The sequence below is a fragment of the Agrobacterium sp. SUL3 genome, from assembly GCF_001263295.1.
In the GTDB taxonomy this organism is placed as follows: Bacteria; Pseudomonadota; Alphaproteobacteria; order Rhizobiales; family Rhizobiaceae; genus Agrobacterium; species Agrobacterium tomkonis.
Map to the genome: position 1 here is coordinate 26,259 of NZ_KQ414506.1, position 21,966 is coordinate 48,224.

Genomic DNA, 21,966 nt, shown 5'->3' on the forward strand with positions numbered 1-21,966 from the left:
TTGCCGTCGCTGGAGCGCCGCACGTCCTTTCGGACGCGCAAAGGACGCTCCACAATGCTGTAAGCAGCCAATGAACGTCGCGGCTTTATCATTGTTTTTTGAAATGTGCACCCGTTTCGGCCATGAATATCGGGATTCACATCATCATGATTCGATATTGCAGGGGAGCGGCAGGTGGGCGAGATCAAAACGGCGATCGGGCTGATGAGCGGCACATCGATGGACGGCATCGATATCGCCCTGTTACGCACGGATGGCGAAAGCGTGGTACGGCACGGGCCGAGCGGTTATTTCCCCTACGATCCGGGCCTGCGCGCCATCTGGCAGAAGGCGCTAACGACAGCCAAGGCCATCCGCGAACGGCGTGAGCGTCCGGGCGATTTGGGCGAGGCCGAGCGCAAGCTGACGCTTGCCCATGCGGCGGCGGTGAAATCCTTCCTGCACCGTCACCGGCTTGAAGCCGGCGATATCGACGTCATTGGTTTTCATGGCCAGACGGTGCTGCACCGGCCGGATGAGGCACTGACCGTGCAGATCGGTGACGGACTGCTGCTGGCAGAGGAAACCGGCATCGATGTGGTCTATGACATGCGCGCCAACGACATGGTACATGGCGGGCAGGGCGCGCCGCTGATCCCGGCCTATCACATGGCGCTTTCCGCCAATCTGCCTGACGGGTTCGAAACGCCCGCCGTTTTCGTCAATATCGGCGGTATCTCCAATCTGACTTATATCGGCGAGGCGGGGCGACTTGCCGCCTTCGACAGCGGCCCCGGCAATATGCTGATCGACCAGTGGATCGAGGCCCATACCGGCAAAGCCTTCGACAAGGGCGGCAGGACGGCGGCGGGCGGCAGCGTCGTTGCCTCGCTGGTGGCGCGTTATATGGAAAGCCCGTTTTTTTCAGCCAATATCCGCCGCTCGCTCGATCGCGGCGATTTCGTGCCGCCGAAAAAGGGTGAGGTTTCCCTCGCGGATGGGGCGCGGACACTGGCTCATCTGACGGGGGCTGCCATTCTGAAGTCGGCGAGCTATCTTCCGGAGGCGGCAAAGACCTATGTCGTTTGTGGTGGCGGTCGGTTGAACCCGGTGATCATGGAAGAATTTGCGGACCTTGCCGCAAAGGTTGGGGCGCGCGTGATTGCGGCGGAAGAGGCGGGTTTCGATGGCGGGGCGATGGAGGCGGAGGCCTGGGCCTATCTGGCAGTGCGATCGCTTAAAGGTTTGCCGCTGACCTATCCCGGTACCACGGGGGTGAAGGAGCCGGTGATGGGTGGGGTTTTGGTGCGGCATAAGGGATGACGGTGGGTGTGGCTCACCCCCCTCTGCCCTGCCGGGCATCTCCCCCTCAAGGGGGGAGATCAGCATGAGGCTTACTCTTCGTCTCAGCTGGAACGTTCAAGATGGCCGAAAGGCTGTGCTACGATTCGATCTCCCCCCTTGAGGGGGAGATGCCCGGCAGGGCAGAGGGGGGTGAGCCACACCCGCCATCGATCATTGCAGCCAGATCAAGACCGACCTGAAAACGCGCGGCCAATCACCGAATGCGTTTCGCCGCCGGTTCCGGAACCAGTTCGCCGTTCAGGCGGCGGTCGAGGTAGTCCTCGCATTCGCCCATCAGCTCATCCACCTTGCCATTAAAGAAGTGGTTGGCGCCGGGAAGCGTGCGGTGGGTGATGAGGATGCCCTTCTGGGTCTTCAGCTTTTCGACGAGGCCGTTGACGTCCTTCTCAGGTGCGACCTTGTCGGAATCACCATTGATGATGAGGCCGGAGGACGGGCAGGGAGCCAGGAAGGAGAAGTCGTAGGTATTGGGCTGCGGCGCAATCGACATGAAACCTTCGATTTCCGGACGGCGCATCAGCAGCTGCATGCCGATCCAGGCGCCGAAGGAATAACCGGCAACCCAGCAGCTTTTCGAATCGGGATGCAGGCTCTGCACCCAGTCGAGGGCGGAAGCGGCATCGGAAAGTTCGCCGGCACCATGGTCGAACTCGCCCTGGCTGCGGCCGATGGAGCGGAAATTGAACCGGAGCGTCGTGAAACCGCGCTTCTGGAAAAGATAGAAGAGCTGATAAACGATCTGGTTGTTCATCGTGCCGCCAAACTGCGGGTGCGGATGAAGGATGATCGCTATCGGCGCGCTCTTTTCCTTGGAGGGTTGATAACGGCCTTCGAGGCGACCCGCAGGGCCGTTAAAGATGACTTCGGGCATTGGTACTCCGGTCGTGTTTTTTCATTCTCCAACCGCATTCTGCCTATGAGAAGACTTGACGAACTCTGTCATCTTTTCTAGAACGCAGTTTAGAATAATTCGAAACTTTGCGTGTGCTTAAGCACTCGGGTCGTGTCATAAGGCAAGCGCAACTGTAATTTCAAGAAAAATGCGTTTTTACGCATTGAAGATTGGATAAAGCCTCACCGCCATGACGGTTTTGACGCGCACATATATGGACTGGAACGCCACGGCGCCGCTTTTGCCCGCCGTGCGTGATGTTCTTGTGTCTGCGCTCGACCTTTCGGGCAACCCGTCTTCCGTTCATCGGGAAGGGCGTGCGGCCCGCGCCGCCATTGAGACCGCCCGCCGCGAGGTTGCAGCGCTTGCCGGTGCGCAGGCCGCCCACGTTACCTTCACCAGCGGTGCGACGGAAGCCGCCAATCTGGTGCTGACGCCTGAATTCAAGATGGGGCGCGCTCCCGTGCGTTATGGCCGTCTTTACGTCTCCGCTATCGAGCACCCTGCTTTTCGCGAAGGCGGCCGGTTTGGCAAGGCTGACGTTACGGAAATTCCCGTTACGTCAGCGGGTGTCATCGATCTTGCCGCACTAGAGGCGCTTCTATCTTCGCATGATGCTTCCACCGGCCTGCCGATGGTTGCCTGCATGTTGGTGAACAATGAGACCGGCATCATTCAGCCGGTGGCGGAAGCGGCGCGGCTGGTGCATGCGGCGGGCGGATTGATGGTGGTCGACGCCGTGCAGGCGGCAGGTCGTGTCCCGCTCGATATCAATGCGCTCGATGCCGATTTTCTTGTTGTCTCGTCCCACAAGCTCGGTGGTCCCAAGGGTGCGGGCGCGCTGGTGTCGCGCGGCGAGGTGATGATGCCGAAGCCGCTGATCCATGGCGGCGGGCAGGAGAAGGGGCATCGTTCCGGCACGGAAAATACCCTCTCGGTCATTGGTTTAGGTGCCGCTGCTGCTGTGGCGGCCCGAAATCTCGAGATTGAAGCGGCGCGTCTTGCCGCTCTGCGGGCGCGGCTGGAAGACGGCATGCGGGCGAGCGCGCCTGACGTGATCATTCACGGCGAGGATGTCGCACGCGTCGGTAATACGACCTTTTTCACCCTTCCGGGCCTGAAGGCGGAAACGGGGCAGATCGCATTCGATATTGAGGGCATTGCGCTGTCGGCCGGTTCGGCCTGCTCATCCGGCAAGGTGGGGGAAAGCCATGTGCTGAGCGCGATGGGGCGTGACCCCAAGCTCGGCGCGCTCAGGATTTCTCTTGGCCATGCGACCGACGAGGCGGACATAGAACGGACGCTTGCGGCGTTCACGAAAATTGCCGGGCGGCGCAAGCTTTCCGGTCAGGCCGCGTAAAATGCGGCAAAGAATTGCGGAATCGCAAATTTCCGCTTGCCGGGATGTGTGAAAAGCGCCATCCCGCACCTACATGGGTATAAGCTCCGCCCCGGCTGACGGCTCGGAACGATTTGCCCGAAGATGAATAAGGCGGCTTTCCGCCTTGATACGTTGACAAGCCACCGGACCTTGGCTCCGGCGAGATTGGAGAACGACATGGCAGCGGTTCAGGAAACGATCGATCAGGTACGCCAGATCGATGTGGACCAGTATAAATACGGCTTCGAAACCAATATCGAAGTCGACAAGGCCCCGAAGGGCCTTTCGGAAGAGGTGATCCGTTTCATCTCGGCCAAAAAGCAGGAGCCCGAATGGATGCTGGAATGGCGTCTTGAGGCTTACAAGCGCTGGCTGACGATGGAAGAGCCGACCTGGGCGCGCGTCAGCTATCCGAAGATCGACTTCAACGATCTCTATTATTATGCTGCGCCGAAAAGCACGCCCGGCCCGAAGTCGCTCGATGAAGTCGATCCGGAGCTTCTGAAGGTCTATGAAAAGCTCGGCATTCCGCTGAAGGAACAGGAAATCCTCGCCGGTGTTGAAAAGCGCCAGGTGGCGGTGGATGCCGTGTTCGACAGCGTCTCTGTCGTCACCACCTTCAAGGCGGAACTGGCCAAAGCCGGCGTCATCTTCATGTCGATTTCGGAAGCCGTGCGCGAGCATCCGGAGCTGGTGAAGAAATATCTCGGCTCTGTCGTTCCGACGACGGACAATTTCTACGCGACGCTGAACTCGGCTGTCTTCACCGACGGTTCCTTCGTTTTCGTGCCGAAGGGCGTGCGTTGCCCGATGGAGCTTTCCACCTATTTCCGCATCAACGAAAAGAACACCGGCCAGTTCGAGCGCACGCTGATCATCGCCGAAGAGGGTGCTTACGTCTCCTATCTGGAAGGCTGCACGGCGCCTCAGCGCGACGAGAACCAGCTTCACGCCGCCGTGGTCGAGCTTGTGGCGCTCGATGATGCCGAAATCAAATATTCCACCGTCCAGAACTGGTATCCGGGCGACAAGGAAGGCAAGGGCGGCATCTACAACTTCGTGACCAAGCGCGGCGATTGCCGTGGCGACCGTTCGAAGATTTCGTGGACGCAGGTGGAAACCGGCTCGGCCATCACCTGGAAATACCCGTCCTGCATTCTGCGCGGTGACGACAGCCGTGGTGAGTTCTATTCGATCGCTGTTTCCAACGGCCATCAGCAGATCGACAGCGGCACCAAGATGATCCATCTCGGCAAGAACACGTCGAGCCGCATCATCGCCAAGGGCATCGCCGCCGGTTTCTCGGAAAACGTCTATCGCGGCCAGGTTTCGGCTCACCGCAAGGCGACCAACACGCGTAACTTCACGCAGTGTGACTCGCTGCTGATCGGCGACAAGTGCGGCGCGCATACCGTGCCCTATATCGAGGCGAAGAACTCCTCCGCGCATTTCGAGCACGAGGCGACGACGTCGAAGATTTCGGAAGACCAGCTGTTCTATTGCCTGCAGCGCGGCATCCCGGAAGAAGCGGCCATCGCGCTCATCGTCAACGGTTTCGTGAAGGAAGTCATTCAGGAACTGCCGATGGAATTTGCCGTGGAAGCGCAGAAGCTGATCGGCATTTCGCTGGAAGGAAGCGTGGGATAAGTTTTCCTCGTCATCCTCGGGCTTGTCCCGAGGATCTGCTGCGGTAGCTGTTAGAATGAGTGGCTTCGTCTACATGATGTCTGACAAACCGCGCGGGGTAATTTACACCGGTGTCACTAGCGATTTATCGGGACGGGTATGGGAGCATCGAAACGCTGAACGGAAGGGTTACACAGAAAAATACCAGGCGAAAAATCTCGTCTGGTTTGAAACCCACCCGAACATTGTGTTGGCAATCCAGCGGGAGAAATCGTTGAAGCGCTATCTTCGTGAGTGGAAAGTCAATTTGATCGAAGAGCTGAACCCAACGTGGCTCGATCTTTTTGAGCGCATTGATGAGATCGAAAATGCTTATGTGCCGCACCCGAATACGCTGGCGTCGGATGACTATAATTGATGTGATTAGATCCTCGGGACAAGCCCGAGGATGACGGATGTGAAAGTTGAGACGGGCCCTCAGGGGTCTTCGAGGCGGTCCTTGAAACCGCACCATGAACAGGAACAAAACCATGCTTGAAATCATCGACCTGCACGCAAAGATCGCCGATACCGAAACCGAGATCATCAAGGGCCTCAACCTGAAGGTTGCCGCTGGTGAAGTTGCGGCCATCATGGGCCCGAACGGTTCCGGCAAGTCGACGCTGTCCTACATCCTGTCGGGCCGCGAAGATTATGAAGTCACCTCCGGTGACATTCTTTATAACGGCGAAAGCATTCTGGAGCTGGACGCGGCCGAGCGCGCGGCCAAGGGCATCTTCCTTGCATTCCAGTATCCGGTCGAAATTCCCGGTGTCGCCACCATGCAGTTCCTGAAGGTCGCTATGAACGAGCAGCGCAAGGCGCGCGGCGAGTCTGAACTGACGACGCCGGATTTCATCCGTCGCGTCAAGGAAGCCGCTGGCGACCTGAAGATCGACATGGAAATGCTGAAGCGTCCGCTCAATGTCGGCTTCTCCGGCGGCGAGAAGAAGCGCGCCGAAATCCTGCAGATGGCGCTCCTGGAGCCGAAGCTCTGCGTTCTCGACGAAACCGATAGCGGCCTCGACATCGACGCGCTGAAGATCGTGGCTGACGGCGTCAACGCGCTGAAGTCGCCGGATCGCGCCACCGTCGTCATCACCCACTATCAGCGCCTGCTTGATTACATCGTGCCTGACAGCGTTCACGTTCTCTACAAGGGCAAGATCATCCGCTCGGGTGACAAGGCTCTGGCGCTGGAACTGGAAAACAACGGTTACGCCGACATCATCGGTGAAGCGGCCTAAGTCGGGCCAGGAGGTGATGTCCATGAACATTCAAGCTACCAACCGGCTGACGCCAGCGGAAACCGCGCTGGTCGACGCTTACACCGCCAAGTTCAGCGAATTGCCGGGCGACGGCGCTGTTGTTGCCGCGCGTGACGTGCTGTTCGACGATCTGAAGACCGGTGGTCTTCCGACCCGCCGCATCGAGGCGTGGCACTATACCGATCTGAAGAGCCTGCTGCGCGCCGTTCCGGAAGACCGGCCTGCGCCTGTTATCGAAAAGCAGACACCCACGGTTGCCGGTTCGCTGGTCGCCTATGTGCAGCATGGCACGGCCGATATCGGCAAGATCGAAGACATCCGCGTGTCGCGCTTTGCCGAAAGCCTGCTCGATGGTTCCGCTGCCGCCGGTCTTGCCGAAGCCAGCAAGGATGATGCGATTGGCCGCATCAATGGCAGCTTCGTGCGCGATGGTCTGGTGCTCGAGATTCCTGATGATGCCGAGATCGAGAAGCCGATCGAATTGCAGGCGGTCCATGGCGCAGGCCAGGTTCACAGCCGCTTTCCGGTCCGTTTCGGCAAGGGTTCCAAAGCGACCGTCATCGAGCGTCACCTTTCGGTGACTTCGGATGCAGCCTTGGTTTCCTCCGTCAGCGATATCGTTGTCGAGGATGGCGCGGAAGTGACCTGGATCATCCTGCAGCAACAGGGTGCGGCCGATATCCATCTTGGCCAGCTGCGCATGAAAATCGGCGCGGATGCCAAGATTCGCCTGTTCATTGTCAATGCCGGCGGCAAGCTGGTGCGTCAGGAACTGCGCATCGATGTGGAAGGTGAGGGCACTGATCTCATCGTTCGCGGCGTCAACCTCCTGGGCGGGGAAACCCATACCGACGTGACGATGGTTCTCGGCCACAACGTGCCGAACACGACCTCGACGGAAGTATTCCGCAACGTGGTGTTCGACCGTGCAAAGGGGATTTTCCAGGGCATGATCCGGGTGGCGCCCGATGCCCAGAAGACCGACGCGAAAATGGCGTGCAATACGCTGCTGATGTCCGACGATGGCGAGTTCTCGGCAAAGCCGGAACTGGAAATCTTCGCTGACGACGTTCAGTGCGGCCATGGCGCGACGGTTGCTGATATCAGCGACAACCATCTCTATTACCTGATGGCGCGCGGCGTGCCGCGGGCGAAGGCGCGGGCGATGCTCGTCAACGCCTTCGTCGCCGAGATCGTCGAGGAACTGGAAGAAGAAAATCTGGTAGAGGCGCTGGAGACGATCATCTCCGGCTGGCTGGAAAAACACGCTTAGCAACTTCTCCGTCGTCATCCTCGGGCTTGTCCCGAGGATCTACGCCGGTTCGACAAACGTGGACGTGGATAGATCCTCGGGACAAGCCCGAGGATGACGTAGAGCGGCGGTAACGCCGCGCGAAACCCGGAGCTCTTTTGAAGAGCGCCATGAAAGGGCCTGAGAAATGGACCAGACCGCAATGGCGGCCCCCTATGACATTGAAGCCGTGCGCAAGGATTTCCCGATCCTGTCGCGCGAGGTCTATGGCAAGCCGCTGGTCTATCTCGACAACGGCGCGTCCGCTCAAAAACCGCAGGTGGTGATCGACGCCGTTTCGCATGCTTATGCCAATGAGTATGCGAACGTGCATCGCGGCCTGCATTTCCTCTCCAATGCCGCAACCGACGCCTATGAGGCGGCGCGCGAAAAGGTGCGTCGTTTCCTGAATGCCGGTTCGGTGGACGAAGTAGTCTTCACCAAATCCTCCACGGAAGCGATCAATACGGTCGCTTACGGTTATGGCATGCCTGTTATCGGCGAAGGCGACGAGATCGTCATCTCGATCATGGAGCACCATTCCAACATCGTGCCGTGGCATTTCATCCGCGAGCGGCAGGGCGCCAAGCTCGTCTGGGTGCCTGTGGACGATGATGGCGCGTTCCATATCGAGGCTTTCGAGAAGAGCCTGACGGAACGCACCAAGCTCGTTGCCATCACCCATATGTCGAATGCGCTCGGCACCATCGTGCCGGTCAAGGAAATCTGCCGTATTGCCCATGAACGCGGCATTCCGGTGTTGATCGATGGTTCGCAGGGCGCGGTTCACATGCCGGTCGATGTGCGTGATATCGATTGCGACTGGTACGTGATGACCGGCCACAAGCTTTACGGTCCCTCCGGCATCGGTGTGCTCTATGGCAAGGCTGACCGCCTGCGGGAGATGCGACCGTTCCAGGGCGGCGGCGAGATGATCCTCGAAGTTTCCGAGGACAATGTCACCTATAACGAGCCGCCGCACCGTTTCGAAGCCGGCACGCCACCCATCGTGCAGGCCATCGGCCTCGGTTATGCGCTTGATTACATGGACAATCTCGGCCGTGCCGCGATTGCAGCGCACGAGGCCGATCTTGCGGCTTACGCTGCCGAACGGTTGCGCGACATCAATTCGCTGCGCATCATCGGCAACGCGCCTGACAAGGGCGGCATCTTCTCCTTCGAGCTTGCGGGCATCCATGCCCATGATGTCTCGATGGTGATCGACCGGCGCGGCGTTGCCGTGCGGGCCGGCACCCATTGTGCCATGCCGCTCTTGAAACGGTTCGGCGTCACCTCCACATGCCGGGCATCGTTCGGCCTTTACAATACCCGCGCCGAAGTAGACTCTCTTGTTGAGGCGCTGGACTATGCGCGCAAATTTTTCGCCTGATATCGGCATAAAGAGATCAGGATTGAGGATCAGACCATGACTGCGGAAGCCACTGCAAAGACACCCGATGCAACCGAAGAAACGGCGAAGCCGTCTTCCATTCCGCCTGACGAACTGGCGCGTCTCAGCGACGACGTGATCTCGGCGCTGAAGACCGTCTACGACCCGGAAATTCCGGCCGATATTTTCGAACTCGGTCTGATTTACAAGATCGACATCGAGGATGACCGGATGGTCAAGATCGTCATGACGCTGACAGCACCCGGCTGCCCGGTGGCCGGTGAAATGCCGGGCTGGGTGGAAAACGCGGTCGGCGCCGTCGAGGGTGTTTCCGGCGTTACCGTCGAAATGACCTTCGATCCGCCTTGGACACCGGACCGCATGTCGGAAGAAGCACAGGTCGCTGTCGGCTGGTATTAAGTCTGACGCGATTTTGACAGGTGTCATCTCTTGATGACATTGTCGGGTGCACTTAAATTGAATTCCATAAGCATCGAGCCTTGAACTCGATTGTCGAAGGAGAATGGGCCCATGGGCTTTGCGATCATGACCATGACCGGGGCTGCCGCCTCGCGTGTTAAAGCAATCGTCGAAAATTCCGGCCCGGACGCCAGGGGCGTGCGCGTCGGCATCAAAAAGGGCGGCTGCGCGGGCATGGAATATACCATCGACCTCGTGACCGAGCCGGATGCGAAGGACGATCTGGTTGAATTCGAAGGCGCCAGGGTCTGGGTTCAGCCGTCCGCCGTGCTTTATCTGCTTGGCACCCAGATGGATTTCGAAGTGACCAAGATGCGCTCTGGCTTCACCTTCAACAATCCGAACCAGACATCCGCCTGCGGCTGCGGTGAATCGGTCGAGCTGAAGCCCGCCGATCTGGCGGCGCTGGCGAAGCAGCGTGAGGCTGAAGCCAGCGTTTGATTGGTTACGCTATCTCTGCGATGGAGAGGCAGACCTTTCTTATGCACACAGCGCTCCCACAAACGCGACGTCATCCTCGGGCTTGACCCGAGGATCCATCCCCGTCAAATCCCTTGAGACGTTTGTAGATCCTCGGGTCAAGCCCGAGGATGACGGATGAGAGGTTTCAGATTCTTTTTCGCAGACTGCGCCCCGCGCAAATCAGCTTTCGAAGGATCATGACTGCTGTTTCAGCGTATCGATAAAATCCGCCAGCGGATGGATTGATGGCGTCGTCATCAAAAGCGGTTCGAGAGTGGTGGCGATCATCCGGCAATCGTCTGCGGAGAGCGGCCGAAGGCTCGAGTTGACTTTATTATAATCGGGCGTCCCGCGTGACGCGAGGGAGCGATTGATCACAAACAGCTCCGTCTGTCCGTCAATCCGTTCGACGAAGAGGGCGAGCGAACCGCCGTCTGCCGCAGCAGCGCTGTCCGATACCGATTTGAACATCCAAACTCCATCCGGTAAACTTGAGGGTGAACCTATCCGATTGACGCCCTGACGCAAGATCAGCAAGGTTATCGGATATTCCGCGAGGTTTGGCGGGAGGTGCGGGACCGCCTGCCGCCCATGCTGAAAAGGCGTGTCGCCGGCTGGATTGATCGTGGGGAGTGAACCGGCATGGACATCAGCAGCGCCTCGACTGATATCTGGACGATAGGTCTGATCGTCGCCAGCGTCGTGGCGGGCCTGACGCTGATCGTCGGTATTATTTGCCTTGCGTTTTATTGGGAGGAGAGAGCGGGATCTGCGGCATCCAAGGGTGACACGTTGAATAGTCCCCCGCTCGAACGGACCGAGGGTGGAGACTGGCCGACAGTGCATGGTGACGGGAGTGGGGGAGCCCATCATTGAACAGGCAGACTATGTGATGAGGTCGGAATCCGATAATATTGCGAATGCGAAAGCTGCGGTGCGAGAGGCATTCGCGGGTGTTACGCTGGGCGGCGGCGTCGGCCTCTCCGAGGCGCAGGCGCTTGACGATTATGCGAGCAATGAGGTTCGCGCCGCATGTCGCGCTGGCGATGAGAAGAATGATTGGGCCGCGATCCCGCTGAAGGACCTCAACAGACATTCCGGCAGCCCCGCCTTCCTTGATGCTGAAGGAATGCGATTTCATCTGCCCGCCTATATGATCGCTGATCTCGATGGCGACTACAGGCACGAATTCGCACCCTATTTGTGCGGACGCCAGGAGACGTTTTCCTTACTGACCCCGCTGCAACGGAATGCCGTGGAAGCGTATCTCCGCGCCATCAGCGAGAAGGAAAATCTGCCGTCCTATCAGTACGACGTAGAGCGCGCGCTTGAAGAGTGGGTGGATAGTGCGCGCTCCCCGGCCAGCGATTAAAGCGGATCGGGTCGATGCCTGGGAAGGGTTCTTCGCACGCAAGGCCGGTTGCGGCTTGAACTCGACCCTTCATTCATGCCGCAGCGCCTCGATCGGGCTCAGGCTCGCTGCCCGTCGTGCCGGGAAATAGCCGAAAATCACCCCGATGGCCGCCGAAAAGGCGAAGGCGAGGAAGATGATCGACGGGCTGGTGACGAAGGGCACGTTGAGATAACCGACGACGGCATAAGCAAGGCCGAGGCCGGTGAGGATGCCGACAAGGCCGCCGAAGGCCGACAGCATGACGGCTTCCACCAGAAACTGCGTCAGCACCTGTTTTTCCAGCGCACCGATGGCGAGACGAATGCCGATCTCGCGGGTGCGTTCGGTCACAGACACCAGCATGATGTTCATGATGCCGATACCGCCGACCAGCAGGCTGACGGCGGCAACCGCGCCCAGAAGACCGGTCAAGAGCGTCGTTGTGCCGGTCATGGCCGAGGCGATCTGCGTCATGTCGTTGACGGTAAAATCATCCTCGCGGCCGATGTTGATGCGGCGGCGCTCGCGCAGCAGGTTTTGCAGGTCGCTCTGTACCTTGGCGGTCGAAACGCCATCCTGCGCCGACACCATGATCGAGGAGATGGTGGTGGTGCCGCCGATGCGCCGCTGGTGGATTTTCAGCGGCATGATGATGGTGTCGTCCTGATCGTCGCCGAGGCCGGACTGGCCTTTTCGGGCCAGAACGCCAATGACCGGACAGGAGATGTTGCTGACGCGGACCGTCTGCCCCACCGGGTTTTCCGCGCCGAAAAGTTCCTGCCGCACCGTTTCACCGATGATGCAGCCGATCTGGCCGCCGCGATCTTCGGCCGGCTGGAAATCGCGCCCGAGCGCGATGGTCCAGTCCTGCGCGATCAGATAATCGTTGGTGGTGCCGATGACGCTTGTCTGATGGTTCTTGCCGCCGAAGATGACCGTCGCGGCCGAGCTGCGGTTTTGCGGCGCAACGGCGCGAATGCCTGATATCTGGTTGCGGATGGCTTCGACATCGCGGTCGTCGAAACGTTTCGCCTCAGTGCTGGCGCGGCCGGGGCCGAACTGGCCGGGGCGCACGAACAGCATGTTGGTGCCGAGCCGCGACAATTCCGATTTTACCTGTTCTGTCGTGCCGTTACCGATGGTGACCATGGCGATGACGGCGGCCACGCCGATGACGACGCCGAGCACGGTGAGGAAGGAGCGCAAAAGGTTGCGGCTGATGGCGCGCAGCGCCAGACGCGACGTTTCAAAGAACATCGGAGCTCTCCTTCTTTTCCGCCGCGCTGTCTGAGGCGAGATGCCCGTCAACGAAGCGCAGCAGGCGCCCCGCATGGGCGGCAATATCCTCTTCATGCGTGACCATGACGACCGTGATGCCCCTGTCCCGATTGAGCGCGGTTATCAGTTCCATGATCTCGTTGCTGGTTTTCGTATCGAGATTGCCGGTCGGCTCGTCGGCCAGAAGCAGGGCAGGGCGGGTGACGATGGCCCGTGCGATGGCCACACGCTGCTGCTGGCCGCCGGAAAGCTCCTGGGTGGTGTGATCCTCGCGGCCCGTCAAACCGACCTGTGCCAGCGCCTCCATGGCGCGGGCGCGCCGTTCAGACGCTTTCATGCCGCGATAGACCAGCGGCAGCTCGACATTTTCCACCGCCGAGGTGCGTGACAGAAGGTTGAAGCCCTGAAACACAAAACCCAGCATGTGGCGGCGCAACAGCGTCAGGTGCTCATTGTCGAAGCCGCTGGTCGGCACGCCCTGAAACAGATATTCGCCGGCTGTCGGCACATCCAGACAGCCGATGATGTTCATCGATGTGGATTTGCCCGAGCCTGATGGACCCATGATGGCGACGAATTCCCTCTCGTGGATCGACAGGCTGACGCCATCGAGCGCGCGGATGGTTGCTTCGCCGCGGCCATATTGCTTGACGACGTTGCGGAATTCGATGAGCGGCGGCTGTTGCATCAGGTTTTCCTCCGTCAGCCGGCGTTGCGGGCCGTTGCGTCGGTAATCACCAGATCATCGGCTTTCAGCTCGCCCGATTTTACCACGGTGTGCTGGCCGTCGGTGGAACCGGTTTCGATGGAGACGGAGACCGGATTGTTGTTGCGCAGCACCCAGACCGTTCTTTTGCCGGTCGCGGCCTGACCGGCGTCGCGGTTCTGTGACCGGCCCATGCGGGGCGGGCGGAAAAGGCTCATCAACCCGCCGCCACGGGAGGCGGATTCGCGCGGCGGTGTATAACGAAGCGCTGAATTCGGCACCAGCAGCGTATCCTTGATTTCCTCGACGATGATATTGGCCGTCGCCGTCATGCCCGGGCGCAGCAACAGCTCCTGATTGTCGACAGTCAATATGCCCTTGTAAGTCACCACATTGGACACGGTTTCCGACGCGAAGCGCACGGTTTCGATCTCGGCCGGGAAGCTGCGGTCGGGATAGGCATCGACATTGAAGGTCGCTTTCTGTCCGGTTTCGACCTTGCCGACATCGGCCTCATCCACCGACACCTGCAACTCCATATGCCGCAGATCGCCGGCAATGGTGAAGAGAACAGGAGCATTCAGCGAGGAGGCGACGGTGGCGCCGGGATCGACGCTGCGGGTGAGGATGACGCCATCTATGGGCGAGACGATCTTGGCCTTGCCGAGATTGACTTCGGCGAGCCTGAGGTCTGCCTCGGCTGAAAGCACGGTCGCCTCGTTCACCTCAAGCGTGGCGGCGGCGGCATCGTGGGTGAACTGCGCAGCGTCCAGATCCTGTTGGCTGGAGACCCGGTTCTGCACAAGCGATCTCAGCCGCTCCATGGAGGTTTTTGCCGAGCCAAGATCGGCGCGCGCCTTCAGCACATTGGCCTTGGCGGAGGCAAGCTTGGCGCGGGCGCTCTGCACGTCGGCTTCCAGCTTGTTGGTGTCGAGTTCGGCAAGGATGTCGCCGGATTTTACCGGGGTATTGTAGGTGACGTTGACCTTGCGCACCGTGCCGGACAATTCGCTCGATATATCGACCTGATCCGTCGGCTGAACCGAACCGGTGGAGGTGACGATGACGGAAAGATCGCCCTGACGTGCCGCTTCCGTGGTGTAGTTATAGGCAACGCCTGCTGCACGGGACTGGTAATAATAGCCAAGTCCGCCGCCGATCAACACGATAGCCGCTGCGGCATAGAGATACCGGCGCGACTTCTTCTTGCGGCCGGATCTGTTCGTACCCAGAATCTCCCGCAGATCGGGCTGGTTGTTTTCCGTGTCACGGCCTTGGCTGTTGGCGTCATTCATTCTCGTTACCCGCAAAATTCAAAACACGACAGGGGATTGGTGCCACCCCGTGTTTTCCGCTCGGTTCATTGCTATTTATATTCCTCTGATTGTGGGAAGTGACATAGCTTGCCCTAAGGGTGAAGTGAAAACTTGGTAATATTTATGATAGTTCTGGTCTGTTAGAGATAATTCCGGAAAGGCCGATGCCAGCTATAAAGCGGAGGCTTCGCAGCGAAATTCAGGACGATGATAGAATGAACGACAATGTGGTGAAGTTCCGCAAACCGGTTCCGCCGAAAAAACCGCGCGAACCGCTTGGGCCGAAAGCAAAAAAGGCGCTGACGATTGTGGCTGTCATCGTATTTTTCGCAGCTGTCTGGGGTTACTTCACGCTGTTCGGGCAGGGGTAGCTGGATGCGCTGCGTTCATCGCATCCCCTGTGCAGGTTTTGCGCGGAACAGGGAAGCAGCTAAAACACGACCTTCCAGGCTGATTTGACCCACACGGTAGGATCGTCGCCCTTGGTCGTGGCGTTGAGGGTGAGGGATGCGGTGCCCCCGGCGATGTCGACTTCTGCGCCAAATCCGCCACGCAGCCAGAACTGATCGATATCCTGTCCTTCGAAGCGGAAGCCGGACAGGCCGATCATATCGCCGGTGATGGGCGCCGACTTGTCCTCGAAACGGTAAGCTACTTCCGCGCGTGTCAGCAATCTTGATTGCCCGCTCAGCGGTACAACCCCATCGAGACCGACGCGCATCACCGTTGCTTGGTCTGAGATGGCGTCGAAACTTGCCGGGAAGCTGCCGCCGCTTTCAAAATAGGCTTCCATGCGCGCCTTGACCCAGGTGAGGCTGGCATAGGGCGTGAAGACCGCATCGCTGAGGGTGAAGGCATCCTTCCAGTCGAGCCTGAATTTTGCGCCCCAGTTTTCCACATCCGTCTTGCCGCGCGAATAGTCCATTACGTCGCCGTTCCTATAGCCGCGCTGAATGGAAAGATGTTGGGGAGCGTAGAACGTGCCGAATGTCGCATGGATCGGCCCGGCAACGGAGGCGGTTACTTCCGGCGCGATATAAAAACCCGTCTGGTTGAAGTGGCCGCCGGCTTCGAGATCCTGTCTGTTGTAAAGCCCGCCTGCCGCGAAACGTGCGGTGATATCGCCTTCGAAGCCTTGGGCATAGGTGATGTCGGATGCAAAAATCCCGCCCCTGGAGGACGAGCCATTGTCATAACCGGTGTCGGAGGTGACCATAAGGGAGTGCTGGCCGGGTGTGAGCAGGTTACGCATCGGATCGCCATGCGCGCCATTGAGGATCGTGCCGGTAATGTCGAGGCCGTGCTGGACCAGCGGAAGGCCGGCAAGGCTATGCGCATATTGCGTGAGGTCGACGATGCCGGATTCGGCCACGGCGGGAGGAGGGGACGTGGCGACGGTTTCATCGGCCCCTGAGGCTGTCGACTGGTTCGTTGTGCTTGTGGCTGGTGTCGGGGGCGAAATCCCGGCGCCGGTTGTGTTCATGCCGCCTGTTGCGCTGCTATCGGTTCCGGTGTCGGTTTGCGTCGGCGCGACGCCATTGTCCGTTGTTGTCGACGGGTTAGCCACAGGTTCCGAATTCTCGTCCGTGGCTGGCGCAGGGCGGGTTTGCTCCGGAGACACGATGCGCGCCAGGAAGATGCCGCCGCTTACCGTGTTTCCCACGATGACGTTACCGTCGCCGCTCACGCCTTTTGCGTCGCGGACAAAATCATCCGCGATGGTCACGCCGCTGTTTCTCAGCCATTCCTCTATGGATATCATGCCGGTCGCCTCTGACCAGCGAAACCCATGATCGCCACTAACGCGACTTGAAAAGCCGACTATAACCGAGCCATCGGCGTTGACGCCGTTGGCATTGGAATTGGTGCCACCCGGGAGCACGCCGATATCCGCCATGCCCGCCGTTTCCGTCCAGCGAAATGCGCGGCGATATCCGTCTGCGGTTGTCGCTGTGCCAACGACGACATCGCCGTTGGCGCTCACGGCGCTGGCGCTGGAGTGAATGCCGCCAGGGAGCGTGCCGAGGCTTTGCATCCCGGTTGCTTCTCTCCACCGAAACGCGCCTACCGCAACGGCTGATCTCGTCCAGCCGACAATAGACCCGCCATCGGCACTGATTGCCCCTGCTTGTGCTTCCCCAGCCAAAAGCGGGTCCAGCAGTGTCATCCCCGTCGTTTCACTCCAGCGGAAGGGGCGATAACCATCGATGGTTTCAGTGGAGCCGGCGACAACGGTACCGTCTGCGCTGACCCCGGAAGCATAGCTGTACCCGGCGGTTCCAACATCGATGATATGCATCGTCTGCGATGCTTCCTTCCAAAGAAAAGGACGCATCGAAGTCCCGGCTTCGGTAATCCCGACAATGATTTGGCCATCCACGTTCGTCGCGAGGGCGGCAGCCGACAGGTCGCCCAGTGGCCGGATGTTCGGCGAGCCTGCTGTCCAGGCGAAAGCCCTTTCGCCATCTGGCGTAGTCGACCAACCGATGACAACCCTGCCATCCGCACTGACGCCGCGGACGTCCAGCGCCTGATAACTCGCATCCGGTTCCATCGTTTTATAACCGGTGGCTTCCGCAGCCAGCGCTGTCGTGTCTCCAAAATCGACGGCAAGCGTCAGAACAGCCAGCGCGATCAAGAGAATATTATTGCGCGCAACGGTTGATTCTTGAATGAAACGATAATAACCACGGATTTTCATGCATATATCCAAATATAATAAATAAAACAATAAGAGAATCGGCATTTTTATTTGGATATATTGTCATGAATTATGGTTAATAAATCTCTATTTTTTGTATATTGTATATTTATAGAATATTATAGTTCTGATATTTGCCATGAGGAAATGGTTGGTTTTGCCGTGTTTGGGCCGAATCTCCACGCCTGACGATCGCTTTTAGAGGGCGTTCAGGGGAGCAAGGACTGATGAAGGGCAAAAGCCGTACAGTCGGAAAATATGGATAGGGAAATATCTAATTTATTGGTTTTTGGCGACCCCTGCAGGACTCGAACCTGCGACCTACTGCTTAGAAGGCAGTTGCTCTATCCAGTTGAGCTAAGGGGCCGTCACACCGGGCAATCGATGCTCCGGCAAAAACTTTGGTCGTCGTGTTTCAGTGCGTCCAGGGCTGGGTGCGGTTGAAACGGAAATTGTCGGTGTAGGAAACCACCTTGCGGGTCGCTTCCTTCGGCAGAATGACGCGGTATTCGATGCCCTTGCGCTGTGCATAGGCTTCGGCCTGTTCCTGTGTCTCGAATGTCAGCTTGACCTGCTGCTTCATGTCGGAACTGGAGGTGTAGCCCATGATCGGGTCGATCTTGCGCGGAACTTCGGCGTCGAATTCCAGAACCCAGACATTGGTCTTCGCCGTGCCGGATTGCATGGCGGTTTTTGCAGGGCGGTAAATCTTCGCAGACATGTCGAAACTGCTCCGGTTGGGCGGCGGGGCATGGCACCCCGGATTATTCTTCACGTACCTGAATAGAATAACCAAATCGTGTCAGGAACGTTGAATTTGGAATGGACTGACTTCCCGTAAGAGTCAAGATGATTATCCCCTCGCTTTCCCCTGGCGATCTTCCCACGTCAGCACCGCGCTCTGTTGATCGAGACAATGGCTGAACAAAGATGAATTTCCCTGTTGCGGACTTCAGGTGAACCGTGTATTCCCCAGCCATCGCCTCGGCGGAGTGTAGCGCAGTCTGGTAGCGCATCTGGTTTGGGACCAGAGGGTCGGGAGTTCGAATCTCTCCACTCCGACCATTTTAAAGCAAAACATCAGCTTTACGGCGTAACCCCTTCAAACAAGCGTCTGTTCAGTCTGTGGATGGTCCGGCCAATGTGCTTTCGGCCGTGCCGATTGTCATGACATTGCCGCGCCAGGCCACTGCGCTGCCGATCCAGCTGCGGGCCCAGACGACGGGCATGATCATATCCCGGGCGATCATGGCGGGCAGCGTATGGAGGGATAGCGGCCAGCGGTTGAGGGCTGCGAGCACCAGTTCCGGGACATACATGATGGCAAGCACGGCAAAAGCGGTGATGGCGAGGTTCATGTCCATCATCGCAGCGGCAGCGAGCGCAAGGAGGAGCGGGGGAAGCGCGCCGGTCAGGATTTCCGGTGCGAAATATTGCGGGAAGGTCACACGCCTCAGTCGCGCCCAGCGGGTCTGGCGCGACCAGATTTCACTGGGGTGGCGCTGGCCGAGCGGTTGTTCGAAAGGCTGCGAGACCAGATGCACCCTGCGGCCGGCGTTTCGGACCAGTTTGGTCGAGGCGGCGTCTTCGGCGATTTCGGCGGCGAGTGCCCGGATGCCGCCGTGGTCTTCCAGGAAGGGCTTGTTCCACAACATCGACTTGCCCTGTGCGAAACCGATGCCGATCGCTTCCGCGGCATATTGCCAACGGCCCTGCGAACCGTTGAGGAAGGCGCATTCCACATGCGCCCAGAAGCCCGCCGGACGTGAGCCGAGGGGCGGCGAGCAGACCAGCCCGCTATCCGGCCGCCAGGCCGACATCATGGTCGCTATGTAGGATTTCGGCATCAGCACGTTCGAATCGGCAAGGATGACCCATTCATGCCGGGCGGCGCGCCAGCCCTTGACGCAATTGTTCAGCTTCGGATTGGCGCTGATACGGTCGTCGCCGAGGAGCACCTGCGCCGGGATCGCCGGGAAGGCGGCGCTCGTCCGGCGCACCTCGTCGATTACCGGATCGAATTCATCGGCAACGCAGAACAGCAATTCATAATCCGGCCAGTCGAGTTCAAATGCCCGCAACAACGTCAGCGACGTGAAGTTTTCCACGCCGCGCAGGGGCACCACGATCGAGACAGGCGGCTTTTGTCGCACAAGCGCGTTTTCCGTGTCGCGCCGCCTCAGGCGCCAGCCGGCGAGAACAATGCCGAGAAGATTGAAGGCAAGCAGCAGAATTGCGCAAAGGGCAAAGACAGTTTCCATGCTGGCCAGTTCCACTCCCTAGCTTCCGGCGGTTCACCCCGCCAACCGATTCCATGGAATTCGTCTTTGCCGATTATAACGTTTAGGTGACAGTTACATGTCATCATCGGCAGGGCGGGCAGGCTATGTGGTGCGGGAAACGGCGCTCAAGCATCTGGCGTGCCGCAAAGAAAAGCCCTTCGCGGAGAAGGGCCCAATCGTCACCATGGCATGAACTTTAGTGGATGTTCAGAATATGTGCGTGACTGCTTGCGACGAGAAACGATTCCCGGGCTTTTTCGATGTCGCACCTGCCGGCGATCGCATCGAGGCAGTTTCTTCGCGCTTCTTCATATTCCGGCCCATGTTCTTCTGGCCAGCGGTACATCAGCATGTCCAGCGCCACCAACGGGCTGTAGATTTCCACGGCTACGCACAGCGGCAGGTGGATGGCAACGGGCTTCATCCACGAGGCATGGTGACACGGCTCCGTTCTGTTAATCAGCATGTCATTCCTCCCTGTTTTCCGCGCCTTCATGGCGGTTTTCATTCCCATGCGCGTAATGCCCGCCTCACGAAATGGTTCCCGATCACCTAAAATGTGATCGATTGGGGGGTTCCAATTTTCCAAGATGAATGGAAGATGAACAGAATGATGAACCGGAGATGAACAAAACCGCTATTGGCGCGTTGTAATGTCCATAAGAAGGAGAACCCACATGTTCAATTTGTCAGGCATTCAGGAAAGCTTCTTCGGAGACCGCATGGCGGGTGTTTGCCAGGCGATCACCTCGGCTCTGGCCTTCGAAACAGGTCTCGAAAAGTCGCGTATTTCGGCAAGTGTTGAAAACGACGTGATCTATCTGGAAGGCACGGCTGATTCGGTCGAGGCGATCGATATCGCCATCAACCTTGCCGCTTCGATCTCCAATTGCCGGATTCTGAGCCATATCGAGCCGGTTTACTGAACATTGCACCAGCCGGGCGAAACATCGTCCGGCACTATTCAGATGCAATAACGCGGCAACGTTATTTCCGGTTGCCGATTTGCCCACTGCGGACCACATCGCCCGGCTTGATGCCATAACGTTTTGCGGTGCCGCCATTCAATTCAAGCACAAATTTAACCGGACCACGGGAGCTGATGATCGCTTCCGAATGCGGAACTGCGTTTTCGTGAATATGGGTGATACGCCCGTCGCGGGCGATGAACAGCATGTCGAGCGGGATGAGCGTGTTGCGCATCCACATGGCCACGTCGCGTTCCTGGCCGAAATCGAACAACATGCCGCTTTCAAGCGGCATGGCTTTGCGGAACATCAGCCCCTGTTCGCGCTGGGCATTGCTAAGGGCCAGCTCCGCCGTGAAATCGTGGTTTTTTCCTGAGGCGGTTTCGATCGTCAGTGGCTCGGACGTGAAGGTCTGTTGCTGAGCCTGAACAATGCCTGCGAGCGAGAAAAAAAGAAGCGCCATAACGGCGCTCTTCATTATTTTAGGCAACAGGCGGGCCATCAGTGCGACATCCCGACTGAGACCGGGTTGTCGGGGTGAATTTCAGCCGCCATCAAACCCTTGTCGCCATCGCCGAAACGCACCAGCACCACCTGGCCCGGGCGCAGTTCCGTCAGGCCGAAACGACGCAGCGTTTCCATATGCACAAAAATGTCTTCCGTTCCTTCGCCACGCGTCAGGAAGCCGAAACCCTTGGTGCGGTTGAACCACTTGACGATGGCGCGCTCCAGCCCGCTTGAGGGTGTGACCTGCACATGGGTGCGCACCGGCGGCAGCTGCGAGGGGTGAACGGCGGTCGATTGATCCATCGACAGGATGCGGAAAGCCTGAAAGCCGCGGTCACGACGCTGGATGAGGGCGACGATGCGGGTGCCTTCGAGAATGGTCTGGTATCCGTCCCGGCGCAGGCAGGAGACGTGCAGCAGCACATCCTGCGTGCCGTTATCGGGCACGATGAAGCCGAAACCCTTGGCGACGTCGAACCATTTCACGACGCCGGTAATTTCGGTCAGGTCCACGGCATCGCCCGAAAGGTCCTCGACATCGACTATCGTTTTCGATGACATCCTATCAGCCATATCCTGCCAACCCCTCGATTACGCGCCATACACCGGTCAACTGATTCCTGTGTACCAGATTAACATCTT

24 protein-coding genes and 2 tRNA genes are annotated in these 21,966 nt (G+C 58.8%); 14 read left to right on the forward strand and 12 right to left on the reverse strand.

Features of this window, described 5'->3' with window-relative positions; translation table 11 throughout:
* Positions 1-174: 174 nt before the first annotated feature.
* A complete protein-coding gene (locus AKG12_RS16650) occupies positions 175-1,302 on the forward strand; it encodes an anhydro-N-acetylmuramic acid kinase (RefSeq protein WP_052819715.1) in 1,128 nt (375 codons plus the stop codon).
* Positions 1,303-1,537: 235 nt separating this feature from the next.
* On the opposite strand, the gene AKG12_RS16655 is transcribed toward AKG12_RS16650, so the two are convergent.
* Entirely contained in the window at positions 1,538-2,215 is a 678-nt protein-coding gene (locus AKG12_RS16655; RefSeq protein WP_020012833.1) for an alpha/beta hydrolase, read from the reverse strand.
* Between the two features lie 211 nt (positions 2,216-2,426).
* On the opposite strand from AKG12_RS16655, the gene AKG12_RS16660 reads away from it, so the two are divergent.
* The 8 genes from AKG12_RS16660 (at position 2,427) to sufA (ending at position 10,152) form a co-directional block, all read left to right on the forward strand.
* Positions 2,427-3,596, forward strand: coding sequence for a cysteine desulfurase family protein (locus AKG12_RS16660; RefSeq protein ID WP_052819716.1), 1,170 nt, complete (start codon positions 2,427-2,429; stop codon positions 3,594-3,596).
* A gap of 198 nt (positions 3,597-3,794) precedes the next feature.
* Entirely contained in the window at positions 3,795-5,264 is a 1,470-nt protein-coding gene (gene sufB, locus AKG12_RS16670; protein ID WP_046798251.1) for a Fe-S cluster assembly protein SufB, read from the forward strand.
* Between the two features lie 55 nt (positions 5,265-5,319).
* Positions 5,320-5,661 carry a GIY-YIG nuclease family protein gene (locus AKG12_RS16675; RefSeq protein ID WP_052819717.1) on the forward strand — a complete coding sequence of 114 codons (342 nt, stop codon included), beginning with the start codon at positions 5,320-5,322 and terminating at the stop codon, positions 5,659-5,661.
* A gap of 112 nt (positions 5,662-5,773) precedes the next feature.
* Positions 5,774-6,529 (forward strand): Fe-S cluster assembly ATPase SufC, encoded by a 756-nt coding sequence (gene sufC, locus AKG12_RS16680; RefSeq protein WP_003522658.1) that lies wholly within the window; start codon positions 5,774-5,776, stop codon positions 6,527-6,529.
* A gap of 22 nt (positions 6,530-6,551) precedes the next feature.
* Positions 6,552-7,823, forward strand: a complete 1,272-nt coding sequence (gene sufD / locus AKG12_RS16685) for a Fe-S cluster assembly protein SufD (protein WP_052819841.1) — start codon at positions 6,552-6,554, stop codon at positions 7,821-7,823.
* A 166-nt stretch (positions 7,824-7,989) separates the two neighbouring features.
* Entirely contained in the window at positions 7,990-9,231 is a 1,242-nt protein-coding gene (locus tag AKG12_RS16690; RefSeq protein ID WP_052819718.1) for a cysteine desulfurase, read from the forward strand.
* Positions 9,232-9,267: 36 nt separating this feature from the next.
* Positions 9,268-9,651, forward strand: a complete 384-nt coding sequence (locus AKG12_RS16695; RefSeq protein ID WP_046798253.1) for an SUF system Fe-S cluster assembly protein — start codon at positions 9,268-9,270, stop codon at positions 9,649-9,651.
* Positions 9,652-9,762: 111 nt separating this feature from the next.
* Positions 9,763-10,152 (forward strand): Fe-S cluster assembly scaffold SufA, encoded by a 390-nt coding sequence (gene sufA, locus AKG12_RS16700; RefSeq protein WP_035224262.1) that lies wholly within the window; start codon positions 9,763-9,765, stop codon positions 10,150-10,152.
* A gap of 216 nt (positions 10,153-10,368) precedes the next feature.
* Here the strand turns inward: sufA and AKG12_RS16705 are convergent, their stop codons facing one another.
* Positions 10,369-10,644: a hypothetical protein gene (locus AKG12_RS16705; protein ID WP_052819719.1), complete on the reverse strand. Its 276-nt coding sequence runs from the start codon at positions 10,642-10,644 to the stop codon at positions 10,369-10,371.
* A gap of 171 nt (positions 10,645-10,815) precedes the next feature.
* Between AKG12_RS16705 and AKG12_RS16710 the strand changes: the two genes are divergently transcribed.
* Entirely contained in the window at positions 10,816-11,049 is a 234-nt protein-coding gene (locus tag AKG12_RS16710; RefSeq protein ID WP_052819720.1) for a hypothetical protein, read from the forward strand.
* Between the two features lie 16 nt (positions 11,050-11,065).
* Complete coding sequence (locus AKG12_RS16715; RefSeq protein WP_197283331.1) at positions 11,066-11,545, forward strand: DUF6714 family protein; 480 nt, start codon at positions 11,066-11,068, stop codon at positions 11,543-11,545.
* 69 nt (positions 11,546-11,614) lie between these two features.
* Here AKG12_RS16715 and AKG12_RS16720 read toward each other — a convergent pair whose 3' ends face one another.
* Genes AKG12_RS16720 through AKG12_RS16730 form a run of 3 tightly spaced genes read right to left on the reverse strand, consistent with a single transcriptional unit; the run spans position 11,615 to position 14,845 of the window.
* Positions 11,615-12,823 carry an ABC transporter permease gene (locus tag AKG12_RS16720; protein ID WP_052819722.1) on the reverse strand — a complete coding sequence of 403 codons (1,209 nt, stop codon included), beginning with the start codon at positions 12,821-12,823 and terminating at the stop codon, positions 11,615-11,617.
* Positions 12,813-13,532, reverse strand: a complete 720-nt coding sequence (locus AKG12_RS16725) for an ABC transporter ATP-binding protein (RefSeq protein WP_052819723.1) — start codon at positions 13,530-13,532, stop codon at positions 12,813-12,815. Before AKG12_RS16725 ends, AKG12_RS16720 begins: the two co-directional genes overlap by 11 nt.
* A gap of 14 nt (positions 13,533-13,546) precedes the next feature.
* Positions 13,547-14,845: an efflux RND transporter periplasmic adaptor subunit gene (locus tag AKG12_RS16730; protein WP_052819724.1), complete on the reverse strand. Its 1,299-nt coding sequence runs from the start codon at positions 14,843-14,845 to the stop codon at positions 13,547-13,549.
* A 236-nt stretch (positions 14,846-15,081) separates the two neighbouring features.
* On the opposite strand from AKG12_RS16730, the gene AKG12_RS16735 reads away from it, so the two are divergent.
* Positions 15,082-15,237 (forward strand): hypothetical protein, encoded by a 156-nt coding sequence (locus tag AKG12_RS16735; RefSeq protein WP_052819842.1) that lies wholly within the window; start codon positions 15,082-15,084, stop codon positions 15,235-15,237.
* A 59-nt stretch (positions 15,238-15,296) separates the two neighbouring features.
* On the opposite strand, the gene AKG12_RS16740 is transcribed toward AKG12_RS16735, so the two are convergent.
* The 3 genes from AKG12_RS16740 to AKG12_RS16750 form a co-directional block, all read right to left on the reverse strand.
* A complete protein-coding gene (locus tag AKG12_RS16740; protein WP_052819725.1) occupies positions 15,297-17,567 on the reverse strand; it encodes an autotransporter domain-containing protein in 2,271 nt (756 codons plus the stop codon).
* 290 nt (positions 17,568-17,857) lie between these two features.
* Positions 17,858-17,934 (reverse strand) — tRNA-Arg (locus AKG12_RS16745).
* Positions 17,935-17,982: 48 nt separating this feature from the next.
* The gene (locus AKG12_RS16750; RefSeq protein WP_010971882.1) at positions 17,983-18,288 is read right to left on the reverse strand and encodes an ETC complex I subunit; all 306 of its coding nucleotides are present in this window, start codon (positions 18,286-18,288) and stop codon (positions 17,983-17,985) included.
* Between the two features lie 267 nt (positions 18,289-18,555).
* On the opposite strand from AKG12_RS16750, the gene AKG12_RS16755 reads away from it, so the two are divergent.
* Positions 18,556-18,632 (forward strand) — tRNA-Pro (locus tag AKG12_RS16755).
* Between the two features lie 53 nt (positions 18,633-18,685).
* Here the strand turns inward: AKG12_RS16755 and AKG12_RS16760 are convergent.
* A complete protein-coding gene (locus tag AKG12_RS16760) occupies positions 18,686-19,828 on the reverse strand; it encodes a ceramide glucosyltransferase (protein ID WP_052819844.1) in 1,143 nt (380 codons plus the stop codon).
* Positions 19,829-20,045: 217 nt separating this feature from the next.
* Positions 20,046-20,315: a DUF982 domain-containing protein gene (locus tag AKG12_RS16765; RefSeq protein WP_035224285.1), complete on the reverse strand. Its 270-nt coding sequence runs from the start codon at positions 20,313-20,315 to the stop codon at positions 20,046-20,048.
* Positions 20,316-20,526: 211 nt separating this feature from the next.
* Between AKG12_RS16765 and AKG12_RS16770 the strand changes: the two genes are divergently transcribed.
* A complete protein-coding gene (locus AKG12_RS16770; RefSeq protein WP_052819726.1) occupies positions 20,527-20,775 on the forward strand; it encodes a BON domain-containing protein in 249 nt (82 codons plus the stop codon).
* A 61-nt stretch (positions 20,776-20,836) separates the two neighbouring features.
* On the opposite strand, the gene AKG12_RS16775 is transcribed toward AKG12_RS16770, so the two are convergent.
* Together AKG12_RS16775 and AKG12_RS16780 are read right to left on the reverse strand one after the other, a co-directional pair.
* A complete protein-coding gene (locus AKG12_RS16775; protein ID WP_080842025.1) occupies positions 20,837-21,280 on the reverse strand; it encodes a DUF192 domain-containing protein in 444 nt (147 codons plus the stop codon).
* Positions 21,281-21,318: 38 nt separating this feature from the next.
* Positions 21,319-21,897, reverse strand: coding sequence for a cold-shock protein (locus tag AKG12_RS16780; RefSeq protein ID WP_046798259.1), 579 nt, complete (start codon positions 21,895-21,897; stop codon positions 21,319-21,321).
* Positions 21,898-21,966: the final 69 nt, after the last annotated feature.

Excerpts from the sequence above, each read along its gene's own strand:
- AKG12_RS16660 (WP_052819716.1), top strand. The coding sequence starts at position 2,427 with ATGACGGTTTTGACGCGCACATATATGGACTGGAACGCCACGGCGCCG.
- AKG12_RS16770 (WP_052819726.1), top strand. The coding sequence starts at position 20,527 with ATGTTCAATTTGTCAGGCATTCAGGAAAGCTTCTTCGGAGACCGCATG.
- AKG12_RS16705 (WP_052819719.1), bottom strand. The coding sequence starts at position 10,644 with ATGTTCAAATCGGTATCGGACAGCGCTGCTGCGGCAGACGGCGGTTCG.
- AKG12_RS16715 (WP_197283331.1), top strand. The coding sequence starts at position 11,066 with ATGAGGTCGGAATCCGATAATATTGCGAATGCGAAAGCTGCGGTGCGA.
- AKG12_RS16775 (WP_080842025.1), bottom strand. The coding sequence starts at position 21,280 with ATGGCGCTTCTTTTTTTCTCGCTCGCAGGCATTGTTCAGGCTCAGCAA.
- AKG12_RS16725 (WP_052819723.1), bottom strand. The coding sequence starts at position 13,532 with ATGCAACAGCCGCCGCTCATCGAATTCCGCAACGTCGTCAAGCAATAT.
- AKG12_RS16760 (WP_052819844.1), bottom strand. The coding sequence starts at position 19,828 with ATGGAAACTGTCTTTGCCCTTTGCGCAATTCTGCTGCTTGCCTTCAAT.
- sufB (WP_046798251.1), top strand. The coding sequence starts at position 3,795 with ATGGCAGCGGTTCAGGAAACGATCGATCAGGTACGCCAGATCGATGTG.
- sufD (WP_052819841.1), top strand. The coding sequence starts at position 6,552 with ATGAACATTCAAGCTACCAACCGGCTGACGCCAGCGGAAACCGCGCTG.
- sufA (WP_035224262.1), top strand. The coding sequence starts at position 9,763 with ATGGGCTTTGCGATCATGACCATGACCGGGGCTGCCGCCTCGCGTGTT.
- AKG12_RS16690 (WP_052819718.1), top strand. The coding sequence starts at position 7,990 with ATGGACCAGACCGCAATGGCGGCCCCCTATGACATTGAAGCCGTGCGC.
- AKG12_RS16735 (WP_052819842.1), top strand. The coding sequence starts at position 15,082 with ATGAACGACAATGTGGTGAAGTTCCGCAAACCGGTTCCGCCGAAAAAA.
- AKG12_RS16720 (WP_052819722.1), bottom strand. The coding sequence starts at position 12,823 with ATGTTCTTTGAAACGTCGCGTCTGGCGCTGCGCGCCATCAGCCGCAAC.
- AKG12_RS16655 (WP_020012833.1), bottom strand. The coding sequence starts at position 2,215 with ATGCCCGAAGTCATCTTTAACGGCCCTGCGGGTCGCCTCGAAGGCCGT.
- AKG12_RS16765 (WP_035224285.1), bottom strand. The coding sequence starts at position 20,315 with ATGCTGATTAACAGAACGGAGCCGTGTCACCATGCCTCGTGGATGAAG.
- AKG12_RS16740 (WP_052819725.1), bottom strand. The coding sequence starts at position 17,567 with ATGAAAATCCGTGGTTATTATCGTTTCATTCAAGAATCAACCGTTGCG.
- AKG12_RS16695 (WP_046798253.1), top strand. The coding sequence starts at position 9,268 with ATGACTGCGGAAGCCACTGCAAAGACACCCGATGCAACCGAAGAAACG.
- AKG12_RS16675 (WP_052819717.1), top strand. The coding sequence starts at position 5,320 with ATGAGTGGCTTCGTCTACATGATGTCTGACAAACCGCGCGGGGTAATT.
- AKG12_RS16710 (WP_052819720.1), top strand. The coding sequence starts at position 10,816 with ATGGACATCAGCAGCGCCTCGACTGATATCTGGACGATAGGTCTGATC.
- sufC (WP_003522658.1), top strand. The coding sequence starts at position 5,774 with ATGCTTGAAATCATCGACCTGCACGCAAAGATCGCCGATACCGAAACC.
- AKG12_RS16750 (WP_010971882.1), bottom strand. The coding sequence starts at position 18,288 with ATGTCTGCGAAGATTTACCGCCCTGCAAAAACCGCCATGCAATCCGGC.
- AKG12_RS16780 (WP_046798259.1), bottom strand. The coding sequence starts at position 21,897 with ATGGCTGATAGGATGTCATCGAAAACGATAGTCGATGTCGAGGACCTT.
- AKG12_RS16730 (WP_052819724.1), bottom strand. The coding sequence starts at position 14,845 with ATGAATGACGCCAACAGCCAAGGCCGTGACACGGAAAACAACCAGCCC.